At 53.6% G+C, this 22,206-nt stretch carries 16 protein-coding genes; 8 read left to right on the plus strand and 8 right to left on the minus strand.

The window, feature by feature from the left end:
• Positions 1-833 precede the first annotated feature (833 nt).
• The gene (locus tag KM934_RS07890) at positions 834-1,316 is read right to left on the minus strand and encodes an Lrp/AsnC family transcriptional regulator (RefSeq protein WP_215760076.1); all 483 of its coding nucleotides are present in this window, start codon (positions 1,314-1,316) and stop codon (positions 834-836) included.
• Between the two features lie 146 nt (positions 1,317-1,462).
• Between KM934_RS07890 and KM934_RS07895 the strand changes: the two genes are divergently transcribed.
• A complete protein-coding gene (locus tag KM934_RS07895; RefSeq protein ID WP_215760077.1) occupies positions 1,463-2,575 on the plus strand; it encodes a 5-methyltetrahydropteroyltriglutamate--homocysteine S-methyltransferase in 1,113 nt (370 codons plus the stop codon).
• 124 nt (positions 2,576-2,699) lie between these two features.
• Positions 2,700-3,563 (plus strand): glycine zipper domain-containing protein, encoded by an 864-nt coding sequence (locus tag KM934_RS07900; protein ID WP_215760078.1) that lies wholly within the window; start codon positions 2,700-2,702, stop codon positions 3,561-3,563.
• 156 nt (positions 3,564-3,719) lie between these two features.
• Here KM934_RS07900 and KM934_RS07905 read toward each other — a convergent pair whose 3' ends face one another.
• Both KM934_RS07905 and gdhA read right to left on the minus strand, forming a co-directional pair.
• Positions 3,720-4,535 carry a septal ring lytic transglycosylase RlpA family protein gene (locus KM934_RS07905; protein WP_215760079.1) on the minus strand — a complete coding sequence of 272 codons (816 nt, stop codon included), beginning with the start codon at positions 4,533-4,535 and terminating at the stop codon, positions 3,720-3,722.
• A gap of 37 nt (positions 4,536-4,572) precedes the next feature.
• The gene (gdhA, locus tag KM934_RS07910) at positions 4,573-5,913 is read right to left on the minus strand and encodes an NADP-specific glutamate dehydrogenase (RefSeq protein WP_215760080.1); all 1,341 of its coding nucleotides are present in this window, start codon (positions 5,911-5,913) and stop codon (positions 4,573-4,575) included.
• A 629-nt stretch (positions 5,914-6,542) separates the two neighbouring features.
• Here gdhA and KM934_RS07915 point away from each other — a divergent pair.
• From KM934_RS07915 to KM934_RS07930, 4 genes are all read left to right on the plus strand, one after another.
• Positions 6,543-9,584, plus strand: a complete 3,042-nt coding sequence (locus KM934_RS07915; RefSeq protein ID WP_215760081.1) for a PEP/pyruvate-binding domain-containing protein — start codon at positions 6,543-6,545, stop codon at positions 9,582-9,584.
• Between the two features lie 17 nt (positions 9,585-9,601).
• Positions 9,602-11,368 (plus strand): MutS-related protein, encoded by a 1,767-nt coding sequence (locus KM934_RS07920; RefSeq protein WP_215760082.1) that lies wholly within the window; start codon positions 9,602-9,604, stop codon positions 11,366-11,368.
• Positions 11,369-11,503: 135 nt separating this feature from the next.
• The gene (locus KM934_RS07925) at positions 11,504-11,866 is read left to right on the plus strand and encodes an aquaporin (protein WP_215760083.1); all 363 of its coding nucleotides are present in this window, start codon (positions 11,504-11,506) and stop codon (positions 11,864-11,866) included.
• Positions 11,867-11,963: 97 nt separating this feature from the next.
• Complete coding sequence (locus KM934_RS07930) at positions 11,964-13,184, plus strand: sugar MFS transporter (protein WP_215760084.1); 1,221 nt, start codon at positions 11,964-11,966, stop codon at positions 13,182-13,184.
• Positions 13,185-13,255: 71 nt separating this feature from the next.
• Here the strand turns inward: KM934_RS07930 and KM934_RS07935 are convergent, their stop codons facing one another.
• From KM934_RS07935 to coaBC, 3 genes are read right to left on the minus strand one after another with little or no spacing between them, the layout of a single operon-like run.
• Positions 13,256-14,032 carry a Rossmann-like and DUF2520 domain-containing protein gene (locus KM934_RS07935; protein ID WP_215760085.1) on the minus strand — a complete coding sequence of 259 codons (777 nt, stop codon included), beginning with the start codon at positions 14,030-14,032 and terminating at the stop codon, positions 13,256-13,258.
• 19 nt (positions 14,033-14,051) lie between these two features.
• Positions 14,052-14,885, minus strand: coding sequence for a type II pantothenate kinase (coaW, locus tag KM934_RS07940; protein ID WP_215760086.1), 834 nt, complete (start codon positions 14,883-14,885; stop codon positions 14,052-14,054).
• Entirely contained in the window at positions 14,882-16,132 is a 1,251-nt protein-coding gene (gene coaBC, locus KM934_RS07945) for a bifunctional phosphopantothenoylcysteine decarboxylase/phosphopantothenate--cysteine ligase CoaBC (protein ID WP_215760087.1), read from the minus strand. The genes coaW and coaBC overlap by 4 nt, the downstream gene beginning before the upstream one ends.
• Before the next feature lie 99 nt (positions 16,133-16,231).
• Between coaBC and panB the strand changes: the two genes are divergently transcribed.
• Positions 16,232-17,050 (plus strand): 3-methyl-2-oxobutanoate hydroxymethyltransferase, encoded by an 819-nt coding sequence (gene panB, locus KM934_RS07950; protein ID WP_215760088.1) that lies wholly within the window; start codon positions 16,232-16,234, stop codon positions 17,048-17,050.
• A 108-nt stretch (positions 17,051-17,158) separates the two neighbouring features.
• Here the strand turns inward: panB and panD are convergent, their stop codons facing one another.
• The gene (gene panD, locus KM934_RS07955) at positions 17,159-17,503 is read right to left on the minus strand and encodes an aspartate 1-decarboxylase (RefSeq protein ID WP_215760089.1); all 345 of its coding nucleotides are present in this window, start codon (positions 17,501-17,503) and stop codon (positions 17,159-17,161) included.
• An 18-nt stretch (positions 17,504-17,521) separates the two neighbouring features.
• On the minus strand, positions 17,522-18,394 hold the full coding sequence (panC, locus tag KM934_RS07960) for a pantoate--beta-alanine ligase (protein ID WP_215760090.1): 873 nt from the start codon (positions 18,392-18,394) through the stop codon (positions 17,522-17,524).
• Positions 18,395-19,265: 871 nt separating this feature from the next.
• Here panC and KM934_RS07965 point away from each other — a divergent pair.
• Positions 19,266-22,181, plus strand: coding sequence for an outer membrane beta-barrel protein (locus KM934_RS07965; protein WP_215760091.1), 2,916 nt, complete (start codon positions 19,266-19,268; stop codon positions 22,179-22,181).
• Positions 22,182-22,206 lie beyond the last annotated feature (25 nt).

Below are 22,206 nucleotides of genomic sequence, written 5' to 3' on the forward strand. Positions count from 1 at the left end.
TCCAAAAGGTGTGAGTTTCTCAGATTTAATTTGTATTTTTGCCATGTCATATTAGAGTTTTGCTTGTTTTCTTTTTGCAACACTAAGATAAGTGAAAATTCTGACATGGCAAAATCCTGGGCAACTTTTTGTTGCTCAGGAACTTATAAATAAAGTTAAATTATAGTGTTGCGGAATTAAGGTTAATTTGCTTCAAAAGCATAGCATTCATATTATAATGTAAGGAACAGTCTTTCCGTATTCCAAACCTTCTCGTCATCATTCTCAGTGCAGACACTCATGTGGAATTCTCCTCGTTCACAATGATGGCGCCGCCACTGCACCCTTCTTATGACATGGTAAGCACCCGTAAGACCATTTGGTGCTGTAGGGATATTTGGTGGAAAAGTTGTGTTGGATTTTTGCGCGAAATAGAGCGCGGAAAAGTCGTTTTTGCCCTTTCGATACGTCCCAAGTGAGATTACCGCTTGCGGTTAGGCATCTTTCGAGTTTCGAAACATGCCTAACCGAGACACCGTTTGGCGTCTTTCGCGCTGCCGTTGGGCATGTTTCGCAATGCGAAAAGGCATCTTTCGTAGTGCTTGTTGTGGGTGGTCGTGTGCGGAATAATGCTATTGTGTGATAACGTTCTGACCGTGAGGTGGTTACAAAAATGTGCGAGAATCGCGTATTTGGAGGCACAATGGGCGTTGGTTGAAAACAACAATGTAGATTGATGTATAGTTTGTTGAGCTTTTTGGCAACGTAGGGAGAGGCCTTGGCATGAGGCTACGTGTGTGAGGCGCCCCCTTTAGGTGTGAAGCAACGCTTGGAGTATTGGTGTCGCTTGGCGCTTATCTCTTTTTGCTTACGGGAATGTAATGGGAGTCCTTTATCTCTCCGATAACGATAATGCTGTGCAGGCTTCCTATACAGTCGATGTTTCCCAGGGTGTTGAGCATGAAGTCTTGGTAGTCTTTCATGTCGTGCGCATACACCTTGATTTGGAAGTCGTAGTCGCCGGTGGTGTTGTAACACTCCGTTATTCGGTCTATCGATTGAACCGTGTCCATGAATTGTTGAATCAAGTCGTGTGTGTGTTGCTTGAGTCGAATGTTGCATAGCACGATGACGTTGTGTCCCATCTTGTGATGGTCGACCACGGCCGTGTAGCGCTTGATATATCCCTCGCGCTCCAATCGTTTTTGCCGTTCGAACGTGGGCGATGTGGACAGGTGAACCCGCGCCGCCAATTCCTTTACTGTCATGTGAGAATTCTGCTGCAATAGCTTCAGGATCTTGATGTCTGTCTCGTCGAGCGATTCTTGATTTGTCATTTTCGGAAGAATAATATTCTGAGAAACATTTGTTATAACAGCAAAATTAGGAAATATTTCCGAATACGCAAGAATATTTGGTGATTAAATGTCTGCTTTGTAATTTTGCGCCCATCATTCAATAACAATTCAAACAAATCAAGATTATGAGTACCCTTAGAAACACACATTTTGAAGCCGTAGGCAGTTATCTTCGTCCCGCTGCGTTGAAGGAAGCACGTGCTCGTTTTGCGGCTGGTGAGATTTCCACCGAGACGCTCCGTGAGGTTGAGGACCGCGAGATTGCCGACGTAGTGGCCAAGCAGAAGGCGTGCGGCTTGCACTACATCACCGACGGAGAGTTTCGGCGTAGTTATTGGCATCTCGACTTTATGTGGGGATTGAACGGGGTGGAGCACATCGAGCTCGACCATGGTTACCAGTTCCACGGAGAGGAGACCACCCACGGCTCACTGCACCTCACGGGCAGGATCTCGGGCGAGAACCATCCGTTTATCCAAGATTTCCTGTATGTCAAGCAGTTTGAGGAGGATGGTGTTGAGGCAAAGTTGACCATTCCCGCCCCCGCACAGTTTCTGGCCGAGCTGTTTCGTGGCGACAACACCCGCAACACGCGCGAGTATTATCCCAACACCGAAGAACTCCTACAGGATATCGCCGCAGCCTATCGCACCTTTTTCCATGAGGTGTATGCGGCCGGTTGCCGTACCGTTCAGCTCGACGATTGCACGTGGGGCATGATTGTCGACGATGATTTTTGGAAGTCGATGGCAGGCTCAGGGTTCACCCTTGAGCATGAAGCCCTCCAATACCTCAAGGTGAACAACCTCGCCATTGGGGACAAGCCCGAAGGATTGACCGTCAACACCCATGTGTGCCGTGGCAACTACCACTCATGCTACGCCACGAAGGGAGCCTACGATCCTGTGGCCCCCTGGCTGTTTGCGAAGGAGAATGTGGATGCCTATTACCTGGAATACGACGACGAACGCTCGGGAGGCTTTGAGCCGCTCAAGCTGGTCACGCCCGAGAAACGCGTGGTATTGGGACTCATCACCACGAAGTCGCCTGTGTTAGAGGATAAGGCGACGGTTATTGCCCGCATCCGCGAGGCCGCCAAGTATGTGCCGCTTGAGCGTCTTAGCCTGAGTCCGCAGTGTGGCTTCGCCTCGTGCGAGATTGGCAACAAACTGACCGAGGAGCAACAGTGGGCCAAGTTGGCCCTTGTGCGCGAGATCGTGGAGGAAGTGTGGGGGTAGCCCTGGGGGCAATTGCTTGTAAAGGAGCGATTGTGGGGATTTCCCTATTCGATTTTAGGGATTTGAGCCCTTGCTTTTGGCAGTTGTTTTGTATCTTTGCCAAAGGTTAATAAGATAAAGGTTTATGAAAAAGCCAATCATAGTCATGATGGCAGCCACTCTCTTGCTTAGTGGTTGCGATACTTACGCGGGTGCCGGTGCTTACACCGGCACCACGTTGGGTAGTGTCTTGGGCTCAGCCATTGGCGGCATAGCCGGTGGTCCGCGTGGCTCGGATATTGGAACCATTGTGGGTATGGCGGGCGGTGCCATCGTGGGTGGCGCCATCGGCCAGGCCAAAGACCAAAAGCAGCAAGAGGAACTGGACCAGTATAAGCGCGATAAAGCTGAGCGTGCGGCTTCGCGTGCCCATCGTCGCCATGCTGAGAACGGCGTGGGCGATGTGGCGTCGCATTCCGACTGGAACGATGTGCCCACCGACGACACTTATGGCAGTGGTTTCGATGCTACCAATAGTGGCGACGATCGCATCTATGATTTCAACTCCTCTGACTACACGGGCGACTATACCGCCCAGCAGCCTGAGACCACCATGCCGTTGCAGTCGGGTGTGGACGAGATGGCTCAGGGCTTTTCGTTCACTCCTACGCTTGAGGTCGTAAACGCTCGCTTCGTAGACGCCAACCAGAACGGGCAGATAGAGCGCGGAGAGCTCTGCAAGATTATCTTTGAGGTGATGAACCGTGGTCCGCGAACGGTCTACGACATCCAACCCACGGTGGTTGAGGCTACAGGCAACAAGCATATCTTCGTGTCGCCCAACATGCACGTGGAGCAGATTCAACCCGGTAAGGGCATCCGTTATACGGCCATGGTCAAGGCCGATGGTCGTTTGAAGAATGGATCCGCTAAGTTTTGCGTGAGTGTCATTCAAGGAAACACTCATATCTCTAAGGTGACCGAGTTTAACATTCCGACTGTAAAATAAGGTAGTTGCAAGTTGTGCCGCAAGGTACAACGTCCCTGTTATATATCGAAAATGCGCTGAGTTCTCTTTTGAGTTCTCAGCGCATTTGCTTTTTTATGATGAAGTTGTGTGTAGACCAATTCGGGGTTCCCAATCGGCATGCGTGCCGATTGGGGATTAGTCGTTGTTCTTTCCGTCGCCGAACCATTTCTTCACGTCGTCGAAGACGCTGCTCCAGAATGTGGGGTCTTTCTCCTTGTTTTTCTCGTTGGCCTTATGGGCTTGTTGCTTGCCGCCCTTCGTGGCAGCTAAGTGCTTGTTTGCGGGGTGTGGAGTTGCGGCTTTGGGTGCCTGATGCTTTGGGGTGTGGGAGGTGCTTTGCGCCTTCTCGCCGCTTTCGCCCGTTGCATGTAGGTTGGCGTTGTGTCGGGCGAGTATTTTTTGCCGTTTTTCCTGCGATTGCTTTGCAGTAGGCATTTTCTTTTCCATGAGACGTTCCTCTTCGGTCATTCCATGGTCCACCTCCTCTTCGTTACCTTTCCAGTCGTCTATGAAGCTGTAGGCCGCCTTGGAAAAGTCAAACTCGAAGTCGGGTAGTCCGCGTTCCACCTCGTCCATGCGATAGGGTGGGTTGGGGCCGTCGGTCCGCCTCACCTCCACCATGGCAACACCTTGCGACAACATGCCCAAGGCTTTTGCGGCGCCATAGCTGAGATCGATGATTCGCCCTCGTCCGTAGGGGCCTCTGTCGGTCACCTTGACGATGATTTCCTTGCCGTTCGACACGTTCTTCACCTTCAGGAGTGTGCCAAACGGATACTTGCGATGGGCGCACGTCAGACTGTCGTGATGCAGTCGTTCGCCGCTTGCGGTGCGCGCACCTGTCGCCCTTTTTGAATAATAAGAGGCCTTACCCCTATGAGTTTGTGCCTCTACAGGGGTAAGACCTATTACTGATATGATTCCTAAAAATAGTACTCTTCTATATTTCACAATATTTATGGTTTGTACGCGATGGCAGTTGCCCTTCTTACACAATGCCCTGTGCAAGCATGGCCTTGGCCACCTTCATGAAGCCGGCGATGTTGGCGCCCTTCACGTAGTCGATGTATCCGTTAGGCTCTGTGCCATACTTCACACACTGCTCGTGAATGTTCTTCATGATGAAGTGCAGCTTCTCGTCGACTTCCTTGTCGCTCCACTGCAATCGCATAATGTTTTGGCTCATCTCGAGGCCCGACGTTGCCACGCCACCAGCGTTGACGGCCTTACCCGGTGCGAAGAGTTGCTCGGCCTTCACGAAAGCCTCCACAGCCTCTGCTGTGCAACCCATGTTGCTCACCTCGGCCACGCAAACAGGCTTCTGTGCCAGGATCTTCTGTGCGTCCTCGCCGTTGAGCTCGTTCTGGGTAGCGCAGGTCAGATAGATGTCGGCCTTCTGCTCCCATGGCTTCTTGCCAGGATAGAATGTAGAGCCGGGGAACTTGTCGGCGTAAGGCTTCACGATGTCGTTTCCGCTTGAGCGGAGCTCCAACATGTAGTCGTTCTTCTCACCGCTGATGCCGTCTGGATCGTAGATGTATCCATCGGGTCCGCTGATGGTGATGACCTTACCACCCAGCTGGGTAGCCTTCTGCACAGCACCCCAAGCCACATTGCCGAAGCCAGAAACGGCGATGGTCTTGCCCTTGATGTCGATGCCGCGTGTGTCGAGCATGTGGTGAACGAAGTAGAGAGCTCCGTAACCTGTAGCCTCAGGTCTCAGGATGCTGCCGCCGTACTCCAGGCCCTTACCTGTAAGGGTAGCGCCCTTGAACATGCTGGTCAACTTCTTGTATTCACCGAAGAGGTAACCGATCTCGCGTCCACCTACGCCGATGTCGCCAGCGGGGATGTCGGTCTCGGGACCTACGTATTTATATAACTCCTGCATGAAGCTCTGGCAGAATCTCATGATCTCAGCGTCGCTCTTGCCGCGAGGTGAGAAATCTGAGCCACCCTTGCCACCGCCCATGGGCAGAGTTGTGAGTGCGTTCTTAAATGTCTGTTCGAAGCCGAGGAACTTCAGGATGCTGAGGTTCACCGATGCATGGAAGCGCAGACCACCCTTGTATGGGCCAATGGCGCTGTTAAACTGCACGCGGTAGCCGATGTTGACCTGCACTTCACCCTTGTCGTCCACCCATGGTACTCTGAAGGTGATGATGCGCTCAGGCTCCACCATGCGCTCCATGATTTTTGCTTTCTCAAACTCGGGATGCTGGTTGTAGACGTCCTTTACTGAGATGAGCACTTCACGAACAGCCTGCAAAAATTCAGACTCGCCTGGATGCTTCTGCTCCAGTTGCTGCATAATTTTTTCAACTTCCATAGTAGTAATAGTTCTTTGCGGTCGCGGTTTTGCCCGTTTGTCGCATGTTAATGTTAAAGGTTAATAAGGTTGGCTCCTCCTTCGCGTTTCATTATGTCATGATTGACATCGCAAAAATAGTCTTTTATTCAATAGCTTCCAAATGTTTTTGGAAAAATTTATTGCCCTCGGTTGCATTTTGTTATTTTTTAATGTTTGTGTGCGATAACGTATGTTTGTGCCCTTTGTAATTTATTCCGCAAGGTCGATTTGGGGTGTGTTTTCGTGGTTGTTCGCGACCTCACGAAGGGCTGAGCGTCTTGCCAATTCCTACCTTATCTATATGTTGTTTCCGTATGTCGTTCTTCCATCGTCGACACTTCGACTTGTTTGGGAGGTCTACTCGTCCTGCTTGCCATGACCCCATTTCGTAGCAAAGCCGATACTTAGCAAAGTTATGGTGCGCACAGTGTACGAGCACTTACTATTTTACCCTTCTCTTGTGGTGGCTCCTTCCGGTGCCCACTGGGCGGATGGAGGGCTGCGGAAGGCTTGTCGCATGTTTGTTGATTATGATCTTTCTTCTGAATGCTTTTGTGGGCTGAAATAAAAGTGGTAACTTAGCGGCGTCAATCTTACGCAATATTATCATGGAGAGCCAAATACCGCAAGAGTGGAATAAATTTATCCTAAAAGATGTGACGTTTGTCAACTTGATGATGCGTCGCATTTACAATGTGCTCATCGTGGCCAATCCCTACGACGCTTTTATGCTCGAGGACGATGGCCGCGTGGAAGAGAAGATTTTCAACGAATACATGGAGCTTGGGCTTCGTTATCCGCCCACGTTCACGCAGGTGTCGACTATCGCCGAGGCTGAGGAGGTACTGGCCACCACCAAGATCGACTTGGTGATCTGTATGCCCGGTACAGCCGACAACGATGCTTTCACCGTGGCGCGCGCCATCAAGGGCAAGTTCCCTGAGATCCATTGCGTGGTGCTCACGCCCTTCTCGCATGGCATTACGCGCCGCATGCAAGACGAGGACCTTAGCATCTTCGACTATGTTTTCTGTTGGTTGGGCAACACCAACCTCATCATGTCCATCATCAAGCTTATCGAGGACAAGATGAACCTGGAGCACGACATCAAGGAGGCGGGTGTGCAGATGATCCTGTTGGTGGAGGACTCCATCCGCTTCTACAGTTCCATCTTGCCCAATCTGTATGGTTACATCTTGCAACAGAGTCAGAACTTCTCCACTGAGGCCCTCAACCGTCATGCCGCCAACCTTCGTATGCGTGGCCGGCCCAAGGTGGTGCTGGCTCGAACCTACGAGGAGGCGTTGGGCATCTATGAGCGCTACAAGAACAATTGCTTAGGTGTCATCAGTGATGTGCGCTTCCCTTACCATTCCACCAAACGCTCGCAGATCGTGGGCGCTGGCGCCTCGTCGCTCGAGAAAGACCCCGAGGCCGGCTTTAAGTTGCTTGAGGCCATTCGTCGTGAGGACGAGTTCCTGCCGCTGATCATGGAGAGTTCCGAGTCGGCTAACCGTGAACGGGCTGAGCGCGAGGGCTTCCGCTTTGTAGATAAGAACTCGAAGATGCTCAGTGTCGACCTACGCCACTTGTTGGAGGAGCACATGGGCTTTGGCGACTTCATCTTCCGCGACCCGAAGACGCATGCCGTCATCACACGCATCCGTAGTTTGAAAGACTTGCAGGACAATATCTTCAAGATACCGCGCGACTCCATGCTCTATCACATCTCACGCAACCACATGAGTCGTTGGCTCACGGCTCGCGCTATCTTCCCCGTGGCCAACTTCCTGAAACACGTCACTTGGCACAAGTTGCAGGATGTTGATGCCCATAGGCAGATTATCTTCGACGCCATCGTGCAGTATCGTCACATGAAGAATATTGGTGTGGTGGCCGTGTTCGACCGTGGTAAGTTTGACAAGTATGCCCATTTCGCCCGCATTGGCGACGGTTCGCTTGGCGGCAAGGGCCGTGGCTTGGCTTTCCTCGACAACGTGGTGAAGACTCATCCCCAGTTCAATCAGTACCCCGGGGCCAGCGTGCGCATACCCAAGACAGTGGTGCTCTGTACCGATGTCTTCGACCAGTTCATGGAGCAAAACAACCTCTACGAGATTGCCTTGAGCGACGCCCCCGACGATGTCATCCTGCAACACTTCCTCCGTGCTCAGTTGCCCGACAGTTACATCGACGACTTCTTTACCTTCTTCGAAGCCACGAAGAGTCCTATCGCCATCCGTTCCAGCTCGCTCCTTGAGGACAGTCATTACCAGCCTTTCGCCGGTATTTACAGCACCTATATGATTCCCTACCTGGAGGATAAGTACGAGATGCTCCACATGTTGGCCGCTGCCATCAAGAGTGTCTACGCCTCTGTGTACTATCGCGACTCGAAAGCATACATGACTGCCACAAGCAATGTCATCGATCAGGAGAAGATGGCCGTCATCCTTCAGGAGGTGGTGGGCAAGAGCTATGGCGATCACTATTACCCCAACATATCGGGCGTGCTTCGCAGTCTCAACTATTACCCCATAGGCGACGAGACGGCCGAGGAGGGCATCGCCTCGTTGGCCCTGGGCCTTGGCAAGTATATTGTGGATGGTGGACAGACCCTGCGCGTGTCGCCCTACCATCCCGCCCAGGTGTTGCAGATGAGTGAGATGGAGATAGCTCTCCGTGAGACCCAGACCCACTTCTATGCGCTCGACATGAAGCATGTGGGCGCCGATTTCAAGGTTGATGACGGATTCAATATCCTCAAGCTCAAGGTGAAGGAAGCCGACAAGGAAGGCTCGTTGCAATATATCGCCTCGACCTTCGACCCTTATGATCAGGTCATTCGTGACGGTCTCTATGAGGGTGGGCGAAAGATCATATCCTTCTGCGGTGTGTTGCAACACGACGTTTTCCCCTTGCCCCAGATACTCCAGATGTCGATGAAGTATGGAGCAGAGGCCATGCGTCGGCCCGTTGAGATCGAGTTTGCTTGCAACCTCAATGCCGACAAGACCGGTGAGTTCTACTTGTTGCAGATCCGCCCCATAGTCGACTCAAAGCAGACGCTTGTGGAGGATGTGGCGGCGCTCCCCGATGAAGAGTGCCTGTTGCGCAGCAACAACTCGTTGGGCCATGGCATCAGCGACGATGTGACCGATGTGGTTTACGTGAAGTACGACGACCAGTTTACGGCGATGCACAATCCCGCCGTGGCTTCCGATATAGAGCGCATCAACCAGAAATTCCTCGACGAGGGCCGCAACTATGTGCTTGTGGGCCCCGGCCGTTGGGGCTCCAGCGATTCGTGGCTTGGCGTGCCCGTCAAGTGGCCCCATATCTCTGCCGCGCGTGTCATCGTCGAGTTGGTGCTTCGCAACTATCGTGTCGATCCCAGTCAGGGCACCCATTTCTTCCAGAACCTCACGTCGTTTGGTGTGGGCTATTTTACTATCGATACCAATCGCCCCGGTGAGGGAGGCTTGTTCCGTAAGGAAATTCTCGACCAGATGCCTGCCGTGGAAGAGACGGCATTGGTGCGCCATGTGCGCTTCGACCGCCCATTGCGCATCATGATGGATGGCAAGAAGCAGGTGGGCGCCGTGCTGTTGCCTGAGAATGAGGTGGTAGAAACCAATGACCAGCCGTAACCCCAATCCTTTTGCCGATGACTCTTGAACAGTTCTACACCGCTCATGCGGAGCGTTATGACAGACAGGTGAGCGCGTTACGGGCGCGTGGCCGTGGCTTTGTTGTGGTCGAAATAGTGGCTTTCATAGTCTTTTTCGCCCTTATGGTGGGTGCCACACAAACGAGCCACTGTGGTTGGCGCATGACAGAGGTGGGCCTCTCGCTCGTGTCGCTGGTGGTCTACTTGGCTGTGCGTAGGCTCGATGTGCGCAATGATGAGCGCATACGCGATGAGGAAGACCTTCGCACGGCCTACGAGCGTGAAGCCCAGGCGCAATGTGGCGACCATGGCGCTTTCGACGATGGCGCCCGTTATGTGGATGCCCATCATGCTTTCAGTTTCGACCTCGACCTGTTTGGCTCCGACGGTCTGTACCAGCGCATATGCCGAACGGTGTCGACGGGAGGCAGTGATGCCCTGGCCCAGCGGCTTCGCGACTTGCAGCCGATTGGCGCCACGCCTGAGGAAATCGATCGTTTGGCAGCCGATGTGTCGTTCCGCATGGCGTTTGTCGCCAAGGGATCCCGGGGCAAGATTGATACGGAGGCTATCCGTCAGTCGCTCATGGCTGTTCTTCAGTTGCCTATTCCCGCTTTCCTCACGTCGCCTTGGATGGCGTTGCTGGTGCGGATCGATGTGGTGGCCTTCCTCGTTAGCGTGATTGCGGCCGTGATGGGGCGGGTCGACGCCATGTTGCCCATGTGGTGGGGAACCCTCCATTTCTTTTTGGCCTATGCCTTGTGCAACGCTCACTTACGCCACATTGGGGGCGCTCTCGATCGCCTGCATGGGCAGATGCGCCAGTTGGTGTCGGTCATCTCGCTTCTGACGCCTACCCGCATCCCATCCTTCTCTCAATTGAATGGCTTGCTCAACGATCTCGATAAGCGTGGCAATATCCTTGGCCTGTTGCTCACCGACTCGTTCTACCTCAGCGACATGCTTGTCGTCAGGCGTTTTGCCAAGTGGCGCGAGCAGGGCGCCGACGAGGTGGAAGCGTGGATGGATCGCATGGTTCGCAAGGATGTGGAGGTCACCGTGGCCACCCTTCGATACAACCACCCCGCCACGGTATGGCCCGAACAGGTGGCCACCAGCACGCTGACCTTTGAGGCTCGCGGTCTGTGGCATCCCTTCTTGGGTGCGAAGGCCGTGCGCAACGACTTCCGCATCGAAGACCGCAACTTCTATATTGTCACAGGAGCCAATATGGCTGGCAAGTCCACCTTCTTGCGAGCCATCGGCGTCAACTATGTGTTGGCCATGACCGGTATGCCTGTGTTTGCCGAGCGCCTGTCCGTCAGTCGCTTCAAACTCTTCTCCAGCATGCGAACCAGCGACGACCTCAGTCGCGGCATCAGCTATTTCAACGCCGAACTGTTGAGGCTCAAGCAACTCATCGCCTTTTGCGGCCACAATGTCGTGGGCCATGATGGGCAACCCCTGCCCACGCTCATCATCCTCGATGAGATACTGAAAGGCACAAATTCGGCCGATAAGCTCAATGGCAGTCGCATGTTTCTTGAGGCCATCAGTCATAAGGATGTGGCCGGCATCATTGCCACCCATGACCTCAAACTCTCCGAGATGGCCGACCGTGAACCCTCACGGTTCCACAACTATTGTTTTGAAATCGAATTGGGTGAGCGTGTCACCTATTCTTATAAGGTAACCCCTGGTGTTGCGAAGAACCAAAACGCCACCTATCTCCTGAGGCAAATCCTGGAGAGTGGACAGGCGTAACGTGTCGTTCCAATAGGAGCACAAGGGTAGGCTAGGCACCGACGAATGGCTTGGGAACATAAAAATGTAATAATATGTAAATTCTTACGTTACTATTAAGAATAGGATTCCAATTATTATCAAGACTAAGAGTTTATGAAAAAGTATTTAGCAGAGATGGTGGGCACTATGGTGCTTGTCTTTATGGGCTGTGGCGCCGCCGTCTCATTGGGATGCGCTCCCATTGGCAATCAGGCCGCCGTGGTGGGCGCCACCGCCAAGACCAATGGTGCCACCAACAAATTCGCAGGCTTGGCCATTGGCCTATCGCTGGTGCTTGTCCACTTGGCTTGCATTCGCTACACGGGCACATCCGTGAACCCCGCTCGCTCCATTGGTCCAGCCCTGTTCCAGGGAGGTTCGGCCTTGGCCAACCTCTGGATCTTCATCGTTGGTCCGTTGGTGGGCGGCGCACTGGCTGCGCTGGTGTGGAAAATCATTGAACCCGCAAAAAAATAAACTTTAGGCGGCCATGCATGCCGCCCTTCTTCATAGGGTCTTCCTTGTGTGGGAAGTGTCCTCATGGGGAAGACCCTTTCGTATTAATTATTATATTATGAGTCGTCAGTCATTAACTAACAAACAGTATTTTCTTCCGTTCGTACTCGTTACGTCGTTGTTCTTCCTGTGGGGCTTTGCCCGCGCCATCCTCGATGTGCTGAACAAACACTTTCAGAACGAGCTCGACATCAGCATCACCCAGTCGTCGCTCATTCAGGTCACTACCTATTTGGGCTATTTCCTCATGGCCATTCCCGCCGGATGGTTCATCAATCGCCGAGGCTATCGCCTAGGTGTGGTGTTTGGTTTGATGCTGTTTGCCATTGGCGCGTTCCTTTTCATTCCCAGCGCTTTGGCCGGAACGTTCTACGCTTTCTTAGGCGCCCTGTTTATCATTGGTTGTGGCCTGGTGTTCTTGGAGACCGCGGCCAATCCCTATGTCACGGAGTTGGGCGATCGCGACACCTCGACGGCACGACTCAACTTCTCGCAGTCGTTCAACGGCCTGGGATCGCTCTCTGCCACATTCTTCGTCGGTCAGTTTCTCTTCAGTGGTGATAGCCAGGCCAACGATATTGTGCTGCCTTACTCCATCCTTGGCGTTTTGGTGCTGATCATTGCCGTTGTATTCTCGCGTGTCAACCTTCCCGAGATCAAACATGCCGAGACCGAGGAGGACCGTCAGCAGGGCACGCGCATCAAGAAGCTGTTTAAGCACCATCCCATGTTCGTTTTCGGACTGTTCGCCCTGTTGGCCTATGAGGTTGCAGAGATATCCATCAATAGCTATTTCATCAATTATGTCACGGGCAAGGGTTGGATGAGCGACAACCTCGCGTCCATTGTCCTCACCATAGCGTTGGCCTTCTTCATGGTAGGACGTTTCTTGGGCAGTTGGATTATGCGACGTGTCAAGGCCGAGCACATGCTTTTCGGTTGTGCCGTAGGTAGCGTGTTGTGCATCGGCTTGGTACTTCTCAACCTGGGCCCCGTGTCGATGGTGGCCCTCGTGTGCAACTATCTCTTCGAAGCCATTATGTTCCCCACCATCTTCTCGTTGGCCTTGCGTGGCTTGGGCAACCTCACGAAGAGCGCCTCGTCGCTGCTGATGATGACTCCCATCGGTGGTTGCGGCTTCCTGCTCATGGGTGTTGTGGCCGACGCCACAGGCATGCAGAGCCTGCCATTCCTCATCCCCTTCTTGGGCTATTTTGTGGTGTTGCTTTTCGCATCCGAGCTGACGCGCAAGAAAAATGCGACCGTTCTGACGCTCTGATCACCGATTAGATCCCAGAGCCATAAGTTATAATCATCAAAAAAGGGAGTTCATCGAACTCCCTTTTTGTATCATTGACCCTTATGTGTTTCGTGTATGCTCTCCGAGAGAAGCCTGTAGAGCTTTTGCCATGTTGGCGAGTCGGCCATCAGCTGCGTTTGCGCGTTGATCACATTCTCATCGTAGCGCACGGCAGGACCCGTTTGGGCCTCGTGGGGCGAGAGCGTTTGCACCTTGCGTGCCGTCTCGTTGATGAGGGGCAACATCACGTCGAAGGGCACGTTGTGGGCCGCGAGAATCTTGGAAGAGATGTCGTAGCAGTGGTTCACAAAGTTGCATGCCCACACCGCCGAGAGGTGAAGGTACTTTCGGTCGGCAGAGGACAGCGTGTAGACCCGTTGCGTGATGGAGTTGGCCAAGGCCTTGATGGTTTTCTCCGCCACGTCGTCGTTATACTCTATGAATGTGGGAATGACGGAGAAGTCCACTTCGGCGGCCTTGGAGAAGGTCTGCATGGGGTAGAGCACCCCATAGTGCGGCACACGGCCATTGAACACCTCCATGGGTATGGATCCCGCCGTATGCAAGAACACGCCTTTCCCTCGGCCCATGCAGGCCGTTGCGGGCACTTGGTCTAAGGCCGAGTCTTTTACCGAGATGACATACGCGTCGGCATCGTCTGCCAGTAGGGTTAGGTCGTCGGTGGCGTCGCTACCGAGGGCTTGGGCCAACACGCTGGCCGACGCCAACGTCCTGCTGTACACTTGGCAGATGTCATGTCCGGCTTCTTTCAAGGCCTTGCCAAGGTGGGTGGCCAGGTTTCCGGCACCTATTAAAACAATCTTCATTCGTATTGTGTTGCTATTCTTACTTGTCGATGACAGGCGTGGGCTTACTCAGCGCCGCACCTATCGCCGTACAAAACTCGCTTCTCTCTGGGATGATAAACCTTACGTTGTAGACCTTGTCGAGCTTGGGGTAGATTTCCTTGCACTGATGCAGCTGCGAGAGGTTTCCGATAAGCACATAGTCGCGTATGCCACTGTTGAGCGAACTGAGAATCGTGGCCGACCCGATGGCTTGCAGCACCATGCAGATGAGGCCTTTCGCTATGTCCTCACGCCGTGCGTTTCCCTGAGCGTTGGCAAATAGGCTGGCTGTGGCATCCATAGGAAGGCCTGGTAGCGGGTGGGCCGATATGTCGCCGATGTTGAGGTTGATGTTCGACACGTCGCCGTCGAGAGCCATCTCGGAGATCTGCATAATGTTGTCGGTTTGCAGCAGCAGTCGGCTCAATCCGTTGAGTGTGCCGCCCCCAATGCCTATGCCTCCGATGTGTTGGATGTCGCCATGGTCGTACGACACCAGCGAGGTGCCGGTGCCCATCGACACCACAATCATGCGGTTGAGCCTTGACACGAAGGCCGCCCCCAATCCGTCGGCCACAAACTCTCCGACCCGATGCGTGGGCAGGCCATAGATGGGGCGGTCGATGTAAGCCGCTCCCACGCCTGTGAGCATAACGCGTTCCACCTCGTTGAGGCTTATGCCGTTGTCGTGAAGAAACTTTCCGAAGGCGCCATAGAGCGATGTTACCGGGTCGGTGGCCTTGATCCAAACGGGCGATATGATCTCGTCCTCGCTGATGCCCACGATCTTTGTTGTAGAGATCCCTACGTCGATACCAATGGCTATGTTCATTGCTGTGTGTTGTTGTCGGTTTCGTTCAGTAGCCTCTGCAGTTGGTCGATGATGTCGGCAGCCACTTTGTCTTTGCTCTTCTTGGGATAGTTGGTTCTGCCTTCGGCCGAGATGATGGCAATCTGGTTGTCGTCGCTTCTGAAGGTTGTGCCTGGGATGCGGGTGGAGTTGAGCACGATGAAGTCGGCGTTCTTCTTTCTGCGTTTCTCCTCCGCGTTCTTTTCCTCGTTGTTGGTCTCCAAGGCGAAGGCCACGATTCGCTGACGTTCCGTCTTCATCTTGCCCAATGTGGCTGCAATGTCCTGCGTAGGCACAAGGTCGATGTGCAGTCCGTCGCCCTCGCGCTTGATCTTCACGTCGTTTACCTGAGCCGGCTTGAAGTCGGCCACCGCCGCGCAGAGAATGGCGGCGTCCTCGTTGGCAAACGCCTCCGTGGCAGCGTTGAACATCTCCTCACAACTCTCAACATCGATGCGGTGAATGTCGGGATGGCATTGCAAGGCCACGGGCCCGGCCACCAAGGTTACCTCCGCTCCCCGCTTCCTACATTCCTCGGCGAGCGCGAAGCCCATCTTGCCACTTGAGTAGTTGCCGATGAAACGCACGGGGTCGATCTTCTCGTAGGTGGGTCCGGCCGTGATGAGGATGCGTTTTCCCGATAGGGTGGGGCGCCCCTCGGTGGTTGAAGGCTCTTCGCCGCCCTCGTGTGCCAGTTCGCGCTCCAGTGCCGCGATGATGTTCTCAGGCTCCTCCATGCGTCCCTTGCCCTCCAGTCCGGAGGCCAGGAATCCGCTTGCCGGCTCCACGATATGGTTGCCGTAGCTTCTCAGGGTGTCCATGTTGTGCTGGGTCGATGGATGGCGGTACATATCGAGGTCCATGGCCGGCGCAATGAACACCGGCGCCTTCATCGACAGATAGGTGGTGATGAGCATATTGTCGGCCACACCGTTGGCCATTTTTGCCAATGTGCTGGCCGTGCAGGGAGCTATGAGCATGGCGTCTGCCCATAGCCCGAGGTCGACATGCGAGTTCCATGTGCCGTCGCGCTGCGAGAAAAACTCGCTGATGACAGGCTTGTGGGTTAGCGCGCTCAGCGTAATGGGTGTGATAAACTCCTTGCCTGAGGGTGTGATGACCACTTGCACCTCGGCGCCACGCTTGATTAGGCCGCGGATGATGAGGCAAGCCTTGTAGGCCGCGATCGATCCGGTGATGCCTAACACAATCTTTTTTCCTTTTAGCATATCCTATTAAATAAGGTGTTATGTTAAGACTCTTGGCTTATTGGGTGCAAAGTTACAAAATAAATATATATCTTTGCAGTTTCAAATCAGTTATAAGTAATGGGATATTTAACAACAGACAAGAAAAAGATTACAACACAGACATTTGCAGAGATGAAAGCCGCTGGTGAGAAGATAGCCCAGCTCACTTCTTATGACTTCACCACCGCGGGCATTTTGGACCGTGCCGGCATCGATTCTATTCTCGTGGGCGACTCCGCCTCCAACGTGATGGCCGGCAATGAGACGACGCTGCCCATCACCGTCGATGAAATGATTGTTTATGCCCGTGGCGTGGTTCGCGCCTGCCACCACTGTCTGGTGGTGTGCGATATGCCGTTCGGCTCCTATCAGGTGAGTCGTGAGGAGGCTGTTCGCAATGCCGTTCGCATCATGAAAGAGACGGGTGCCGATGCTTTGAAGTTGGAAGGCGGTGCCGAGATTGTCGACACCATTCGCGCCATTATCGCAGCCGGCATACCCGTGGAGGGCCACCTGGGCCTCACACCGCAGAGCATACATAAGTTGGGCGGCTATGGCCTTCGCGCCAAGGAAGAGGCCGAGGCCGCAAAGCTCCTGGCCGATGCCCACGCCCTCGACGACGCAGGATGCTTCGCCATAACCCTCGAGAAGGTTCCGGCCAAGCTCGCCGCACAGGTCACCCGTGAGGTGAAGGCCGTGACGATTGGCATTGGCGCCGGTCCCGACACCGATGGCCAGGTTCTTGTTTATGCCGACGCCCTTGGCATGACGCAGGGTTTCAAGCCCAAGTTCTTGCGCCACTTTGCCGACATGGCTACGACGATGACCGCTGGTGTGCAAGCGTATGTCGATGCGGTGAAGACGGGAGGTTTCCCCAGTGCCGAGGAGAGCTATTAGGGTTCAACCCCCCAAATAATGACCGACTTGGGTCAAAACAAATAAAAAGAGGATGTGTTCGCCACATCCTCTTTTTATTTGTACCATGATACGTATGGTGTTTTCTTTCTAAAGTTTGTTGCCCTCTTTGGGGAACACGATGGTGGGCTTGAACGACTTGGCCTCCTCGAAGTCCATGAGCGCGTAGGAGATGATGATGATGGTGTCGCCAATCTGCACCTTGCGTGCTGCGGCCCCATTGAGGCAGATGCATCCCGATCCACGCTCGCCCTTGATGATGTAGGTTTCGAAGCGCTCGCCATTGTTGTTGTCTACAATTTGCACCTTCTCGCCAGCAATCATGTTGGCGGCGTCCATCAGGTCCTCGTCGATGGTTATGCTGCCCAGGTATTTCAGGTTGGCGTCGGTAACCGTCACGCAGTGCAACTTGCTTTTGAGTACTTGTATTTGCATGATCTTTTGGGTTTTAACTTATTGGTTATCCTTTGATGATGTGTAGCTGATGTGGTCGATGAGTCGGATGGGCGTTTTTCCGCAATACACGGTGATGCATCCCACCACATAGTTGCTGTCGTCCCAGTTGCTTACATCGAGCAGTGTGTTTCCGTCAACAATCTCGAAATACTCCACTTCCAGGCCGTCGATGGCGTTGATGTCGGCCACCACCTTATCGTGTGTTTCCTTCACCGTGTGGCTCTTGGCATAGTCTACGCTCTTCTTCAGCGCTTCGTAGATATGTGGAGCGATGGCGCGCTCGTCGGGAGCGAGCAGTGTGTTGCGCGAGCTCTTGGCCAGTCCGTCGGCGTCGCGAACGATGGGGCACTCCACAATCTTTGTAATCTTATCGTAGCCAATATAGCTCACGAGACGTTTCACCACGGCAATCTGCTGCCAGTCTTTCTCACCGAAGTAGGCGCGGTTGGGCTTCACGATGTAGAAGAGGCGGCTCACCACCTGGCACACGCCATTGAAATGTCCTGGGCGCTTGGCACCCTCCATGACCGTCGACTGGGGTGGAAACTCGAAGTGGCGGGTGTCGGGAGTGGGGTACATCTCCTTCACCGAGGGAGCGAACACATATTGTGCGCCACATTCCTCGCAGAGCTTGCAGTCGGCGTCGAGCGTGCGCGGATAGCGTTCCAAGTCGCCAGGGTCGTTAAACTGTGTGGGGTTGAGGAATACGGAAACCACAGTGGCTCCGTTATCCTTCACGCTGCGCTTGATGAGCGAGGCATGACCCTCGTGAAGCGCACCCATGGTTGGCACCAGTCCAACCTCTTTTCCTTCGTGGCGAACCTGGAAGAGTTCGTTCTGAAGGTCAACAATTGATGTGAATACTTTCATTGCCTATTTTGTTACGAGAGTGCAAAGTAACAACATTTTTGGCTAACCGACAAGAAATGTCTGATGTTTCTTATTGATAATCTGCCAATTGCTTATAACGCATGGAAGGCTCGCAACCAATTTGTTGCTGATGTTAACCCCCAATCGGCCATTAGGCCGAAATAGGAGAAACACTGAGATGTTTTATCTTCTTTTCGATTCTTGTCAGCGTTTCTTTCGGTCTAATGACCGGTTTGGGTTAAGGTATCTAAGGAGACAACGGTCAAGGAGGTAGACACTTCGCACATGGCACACTAACCTCCCATGGTTCTTCTGCCGATGTCCATGCGGTGCCTTGTCAGGTCTTTTGGTTAAAAAGTTGTGTTGGATTTTCGAGTGAACCAGCGAGCGAAATGGCGGAATTTTGCCTTTCCAACGAGCGGTGTTGCGCCGAGCTCGTGCCATTAGGCATCTTTCGTGTTGCGAAAGCTAAGGTATCGCGCTGCGAAAGACCATGTATCGTCTTGCGGATGGGCATGTTTCGCACCACGAAACATGCCCATCCGCAAGACGAAAGGTTAAATGTGGAGCGTTGAATGTTGAACTGAGAGCGTAAGTTATTAATAATAAGGGTGTTGTGTAAATCCTCTGAGAATTGCGTATTTACGCCAAACGATGGGCTCGTGGAAAAGAAGTGTGTAGTTTGGACTATAGTTTGTTGCGATCTTTCGGTTATTAACCGATGGCTTGCCATGGAGGAGCGCGTGTATATGTTTGTTAAAACATTGTGTAAAATGTTAATGCGCGTTGATAGTTATAGGTGTCAAACGTATAATTGTATACTTTTGCACGAATTGTGTACAATCTACATTTAAACGAAAAAATATCAATCATGCTACGTAAGTTTACTTTCTTACTGTTCCTACTGATGGTTGCCACAACCATCCAGGCCCGCCATATCACCGGTAAGGTGGTCGACACCGATCACCGCGACTTGGAGGGCGCCACCGTTGAATTGCTGTCCATTGCCGACAGTTCGGTTATCCGTGTTGCCCAAACCAAGGAGGTACAGCTTTGGGGCTGGAAGCAATGGGTTTATGAGCTCGATGTGGAGAACAACAAGAGCTACTTGCTGCGCGTGTCGATGCTGGGCTACCAAACCCAATATAAAAAGGTGGACGTGAAGATGGCCGATCGCGCCAACGAACAGCGTGTCGACGACATCGTGCTTGCGGAGAACGCCCGCCAGTTGAGCGAAGTGGTGGTGAAAGCCACCAAGATCAAGATGGTGATGAAGGGCGACACGGTGGTTTACGATGCCTCGGCCTTCAACCTGAGCGAGGGCTCTATGCTCGACGCGCTCGTGCAGCAGATGCCGGGTGCCACGCTCGAGAACGGTGTGATCAAGGTCAATGGCCGCACGATAAGCTCATTGCTGGTCGATGGCCGCGACTTCTTCAACGGCGATGCCTCCAAGGCGCTGGAGAACCTGCCCGCCTACACGGTCGACAAGATCAAGGTGTACGACAAGGCGGGCCGCGAGAGCCGTTTCCAGGGCGTGGACATGGGCGACAAGGAACTGGTGCTCGACGTGAACCTGAAGAAACAATACAAGCATGGTAACATCAGCAACGTGGACCTCGCCCTTGGCTCGAGCGACCGCTACCAGGCCCGACTGTTCTCCATGTTCTATGGGAAGAAATCGCGCCTCACGCTCACGGGCAACGTGAACAACGTGAACAACTATCGGGTGCCCGGACAAGACAACGTGACGGGCGACCTGCCCGATGCCGGCAGTGGCCTTTCCGCCCGCAAGCAGTTTGGCCTGGAATATCGTTTCGAAGGCAAGACCGAGGACGATTATTACAAGACATCGAACTCTTACACCGCCGTAGACAACGACAACACGTCGCGAACCAATGCGCAGACCTTCCTCACGGGTGGCGACTATTATAACCTGAGCACCAACGCCAATCGCCCCAAAAACTACACGCTGTATACGCGCCATGTGTTTTCGCGGATGTTTAAGCGTAGCATGTTGTTTGGTGATGTGAACGCCTCGCATTCGCACAGCAAGGGTTGGAACAGCAGCTTGAGCGGCAGGTTCAACCAGAAACCTTGGGGCATGTCGGCCCTCGACAGCATCTTCATGCCCAATGCCGACCATGCCCTGATGCAGACGGTGATCAACCGTGTGAGAAACGCCGGCAAATACCAAGGCGAATCGACGTCCTTCTCAGGATATTTCAACCATAGTATAAAGCTGGGCAAGGGAGAAGACCTCTGGTCGCAGAACAACATCAGCCTTGAGGCCAACGCCCATTACAATCGCTCGAGCAACGATCGCTTTGCGCTCAACCGCATCGATTACTTGTCGACAGGCGCGAAGGACGACCGCAACCAGTTCTCGCAGTCGCCCAACAAGAGCTACGATTACAGTTTGACGGCTGAGTACACCCATTTCCTTATCAACGACTCCGCCGGAGTGCGCAACTTCTATGTGCGCCCCAGATATGCGTACAAGCAGAGCTACGACTCGCAGACCTACGACCTCTACCGCCTCGACCAGTTGGCCGACTACGATTCCCTTTCGTATGGCATGGGTGTGTTGCCCTCTACGCGTGAGGCGCTGCTCAGCGTGAAGGATGGCAACAACAGCTATTGGAGCGACCAGATGACGCGCACGCATGACGCCGACGTCTCGTTCGTGTTCAGCTCGGGCGACGGTGTGCAGCGCCCGCGATTTATGGCTTATGGCAACCCGGGCCTGTCGTTCAAGTATGATAATCTTGTTTATTACCGTCAGCGCAGCTATAACACGTCGCGCCACGACGTGCTCTTCCAGCCCAACCTGGGCATGATGTACCAATTCAACGACTCCACGGGCAACGTCTACGCCAGTTTCAATTACCGCTCCTCAGAGTCGCAGCCCGGTATGACCTCGATGCTCGACATCCGCGATGACGCCAATCCGCTCTATGTGACGCTTGGAAACACCAACCTGAAGAACGCCCGCACCCATAGCGTCAATGCTCAATGGGGTAAGTTCCAGATGCGTACCCAGTCGATGTTGTCGCTGGGCGCCAACTACAGCATTACACGCAATGCGTTGGCCACGGCCGTGGTTTACGACAAGCAGACGGGTGTGACGACGAGCCAGCCACGCAACATCAATGGCAACTGGCAGGTGGGCGGCAACGCCTTCGCCCAGCGTGTGTTGGACAAGAAGAAGCACCTCACACTTCAGGGCAACATTTATGTGAACTACAACAACAGTGTGGACCTCACCACTGTGGAGGGCATGGACAACACGCGGAGCGACGTGCACAACACGATGGCCAGTGGCTCGGTGGGCCTGACCTACCAGTTGGGCGAAGGGTTGCGCTTGAGTCTTACGCCTGCGGTGAACTACCGGCACGCCACCAGCGACCGCAAGGACTTCAGCGAGGTGTCGGCCTGGAACTACAACTTCCGCTTCTCGGGCATGGTGCACCTGCCCTGGAGCTTTGAGCTGTCGAGCGACCTCACCTCCTACAACCGACGAGGATACAACGACGACCAGATGAACACCAGCGAGTGGGTGTGGAACGCACGTCTGACCCGTGGCTTCCTGAAGAAGAGGCTCACCCTCTCGCTCGACGCCTTCGACATCCTTGCCCAGTTGAAGAACACCGACGTGACGCTCAACTCGCAGGGCCGCACGGAGACCTGGCGCAACAGTTTGCCGCGCTATGTCATGGTGCACCTGAGCTATAAGTTCAATAGCGGCATGGCCAAGCCGAAGCCACGCTATCCATGGGAGAATTAACCTACGAGGCCGCATCCAGCAGGGT

The organism is Hallella faecis, from assembly GCF_018789675.1.
Taxonomy (GTDB): domain Bacteria; phylum Bacteroidota; class Bacteroidia; order Bacteroidales; family Bacteroidaceae; genus Prevotella; species Prevotella faecis.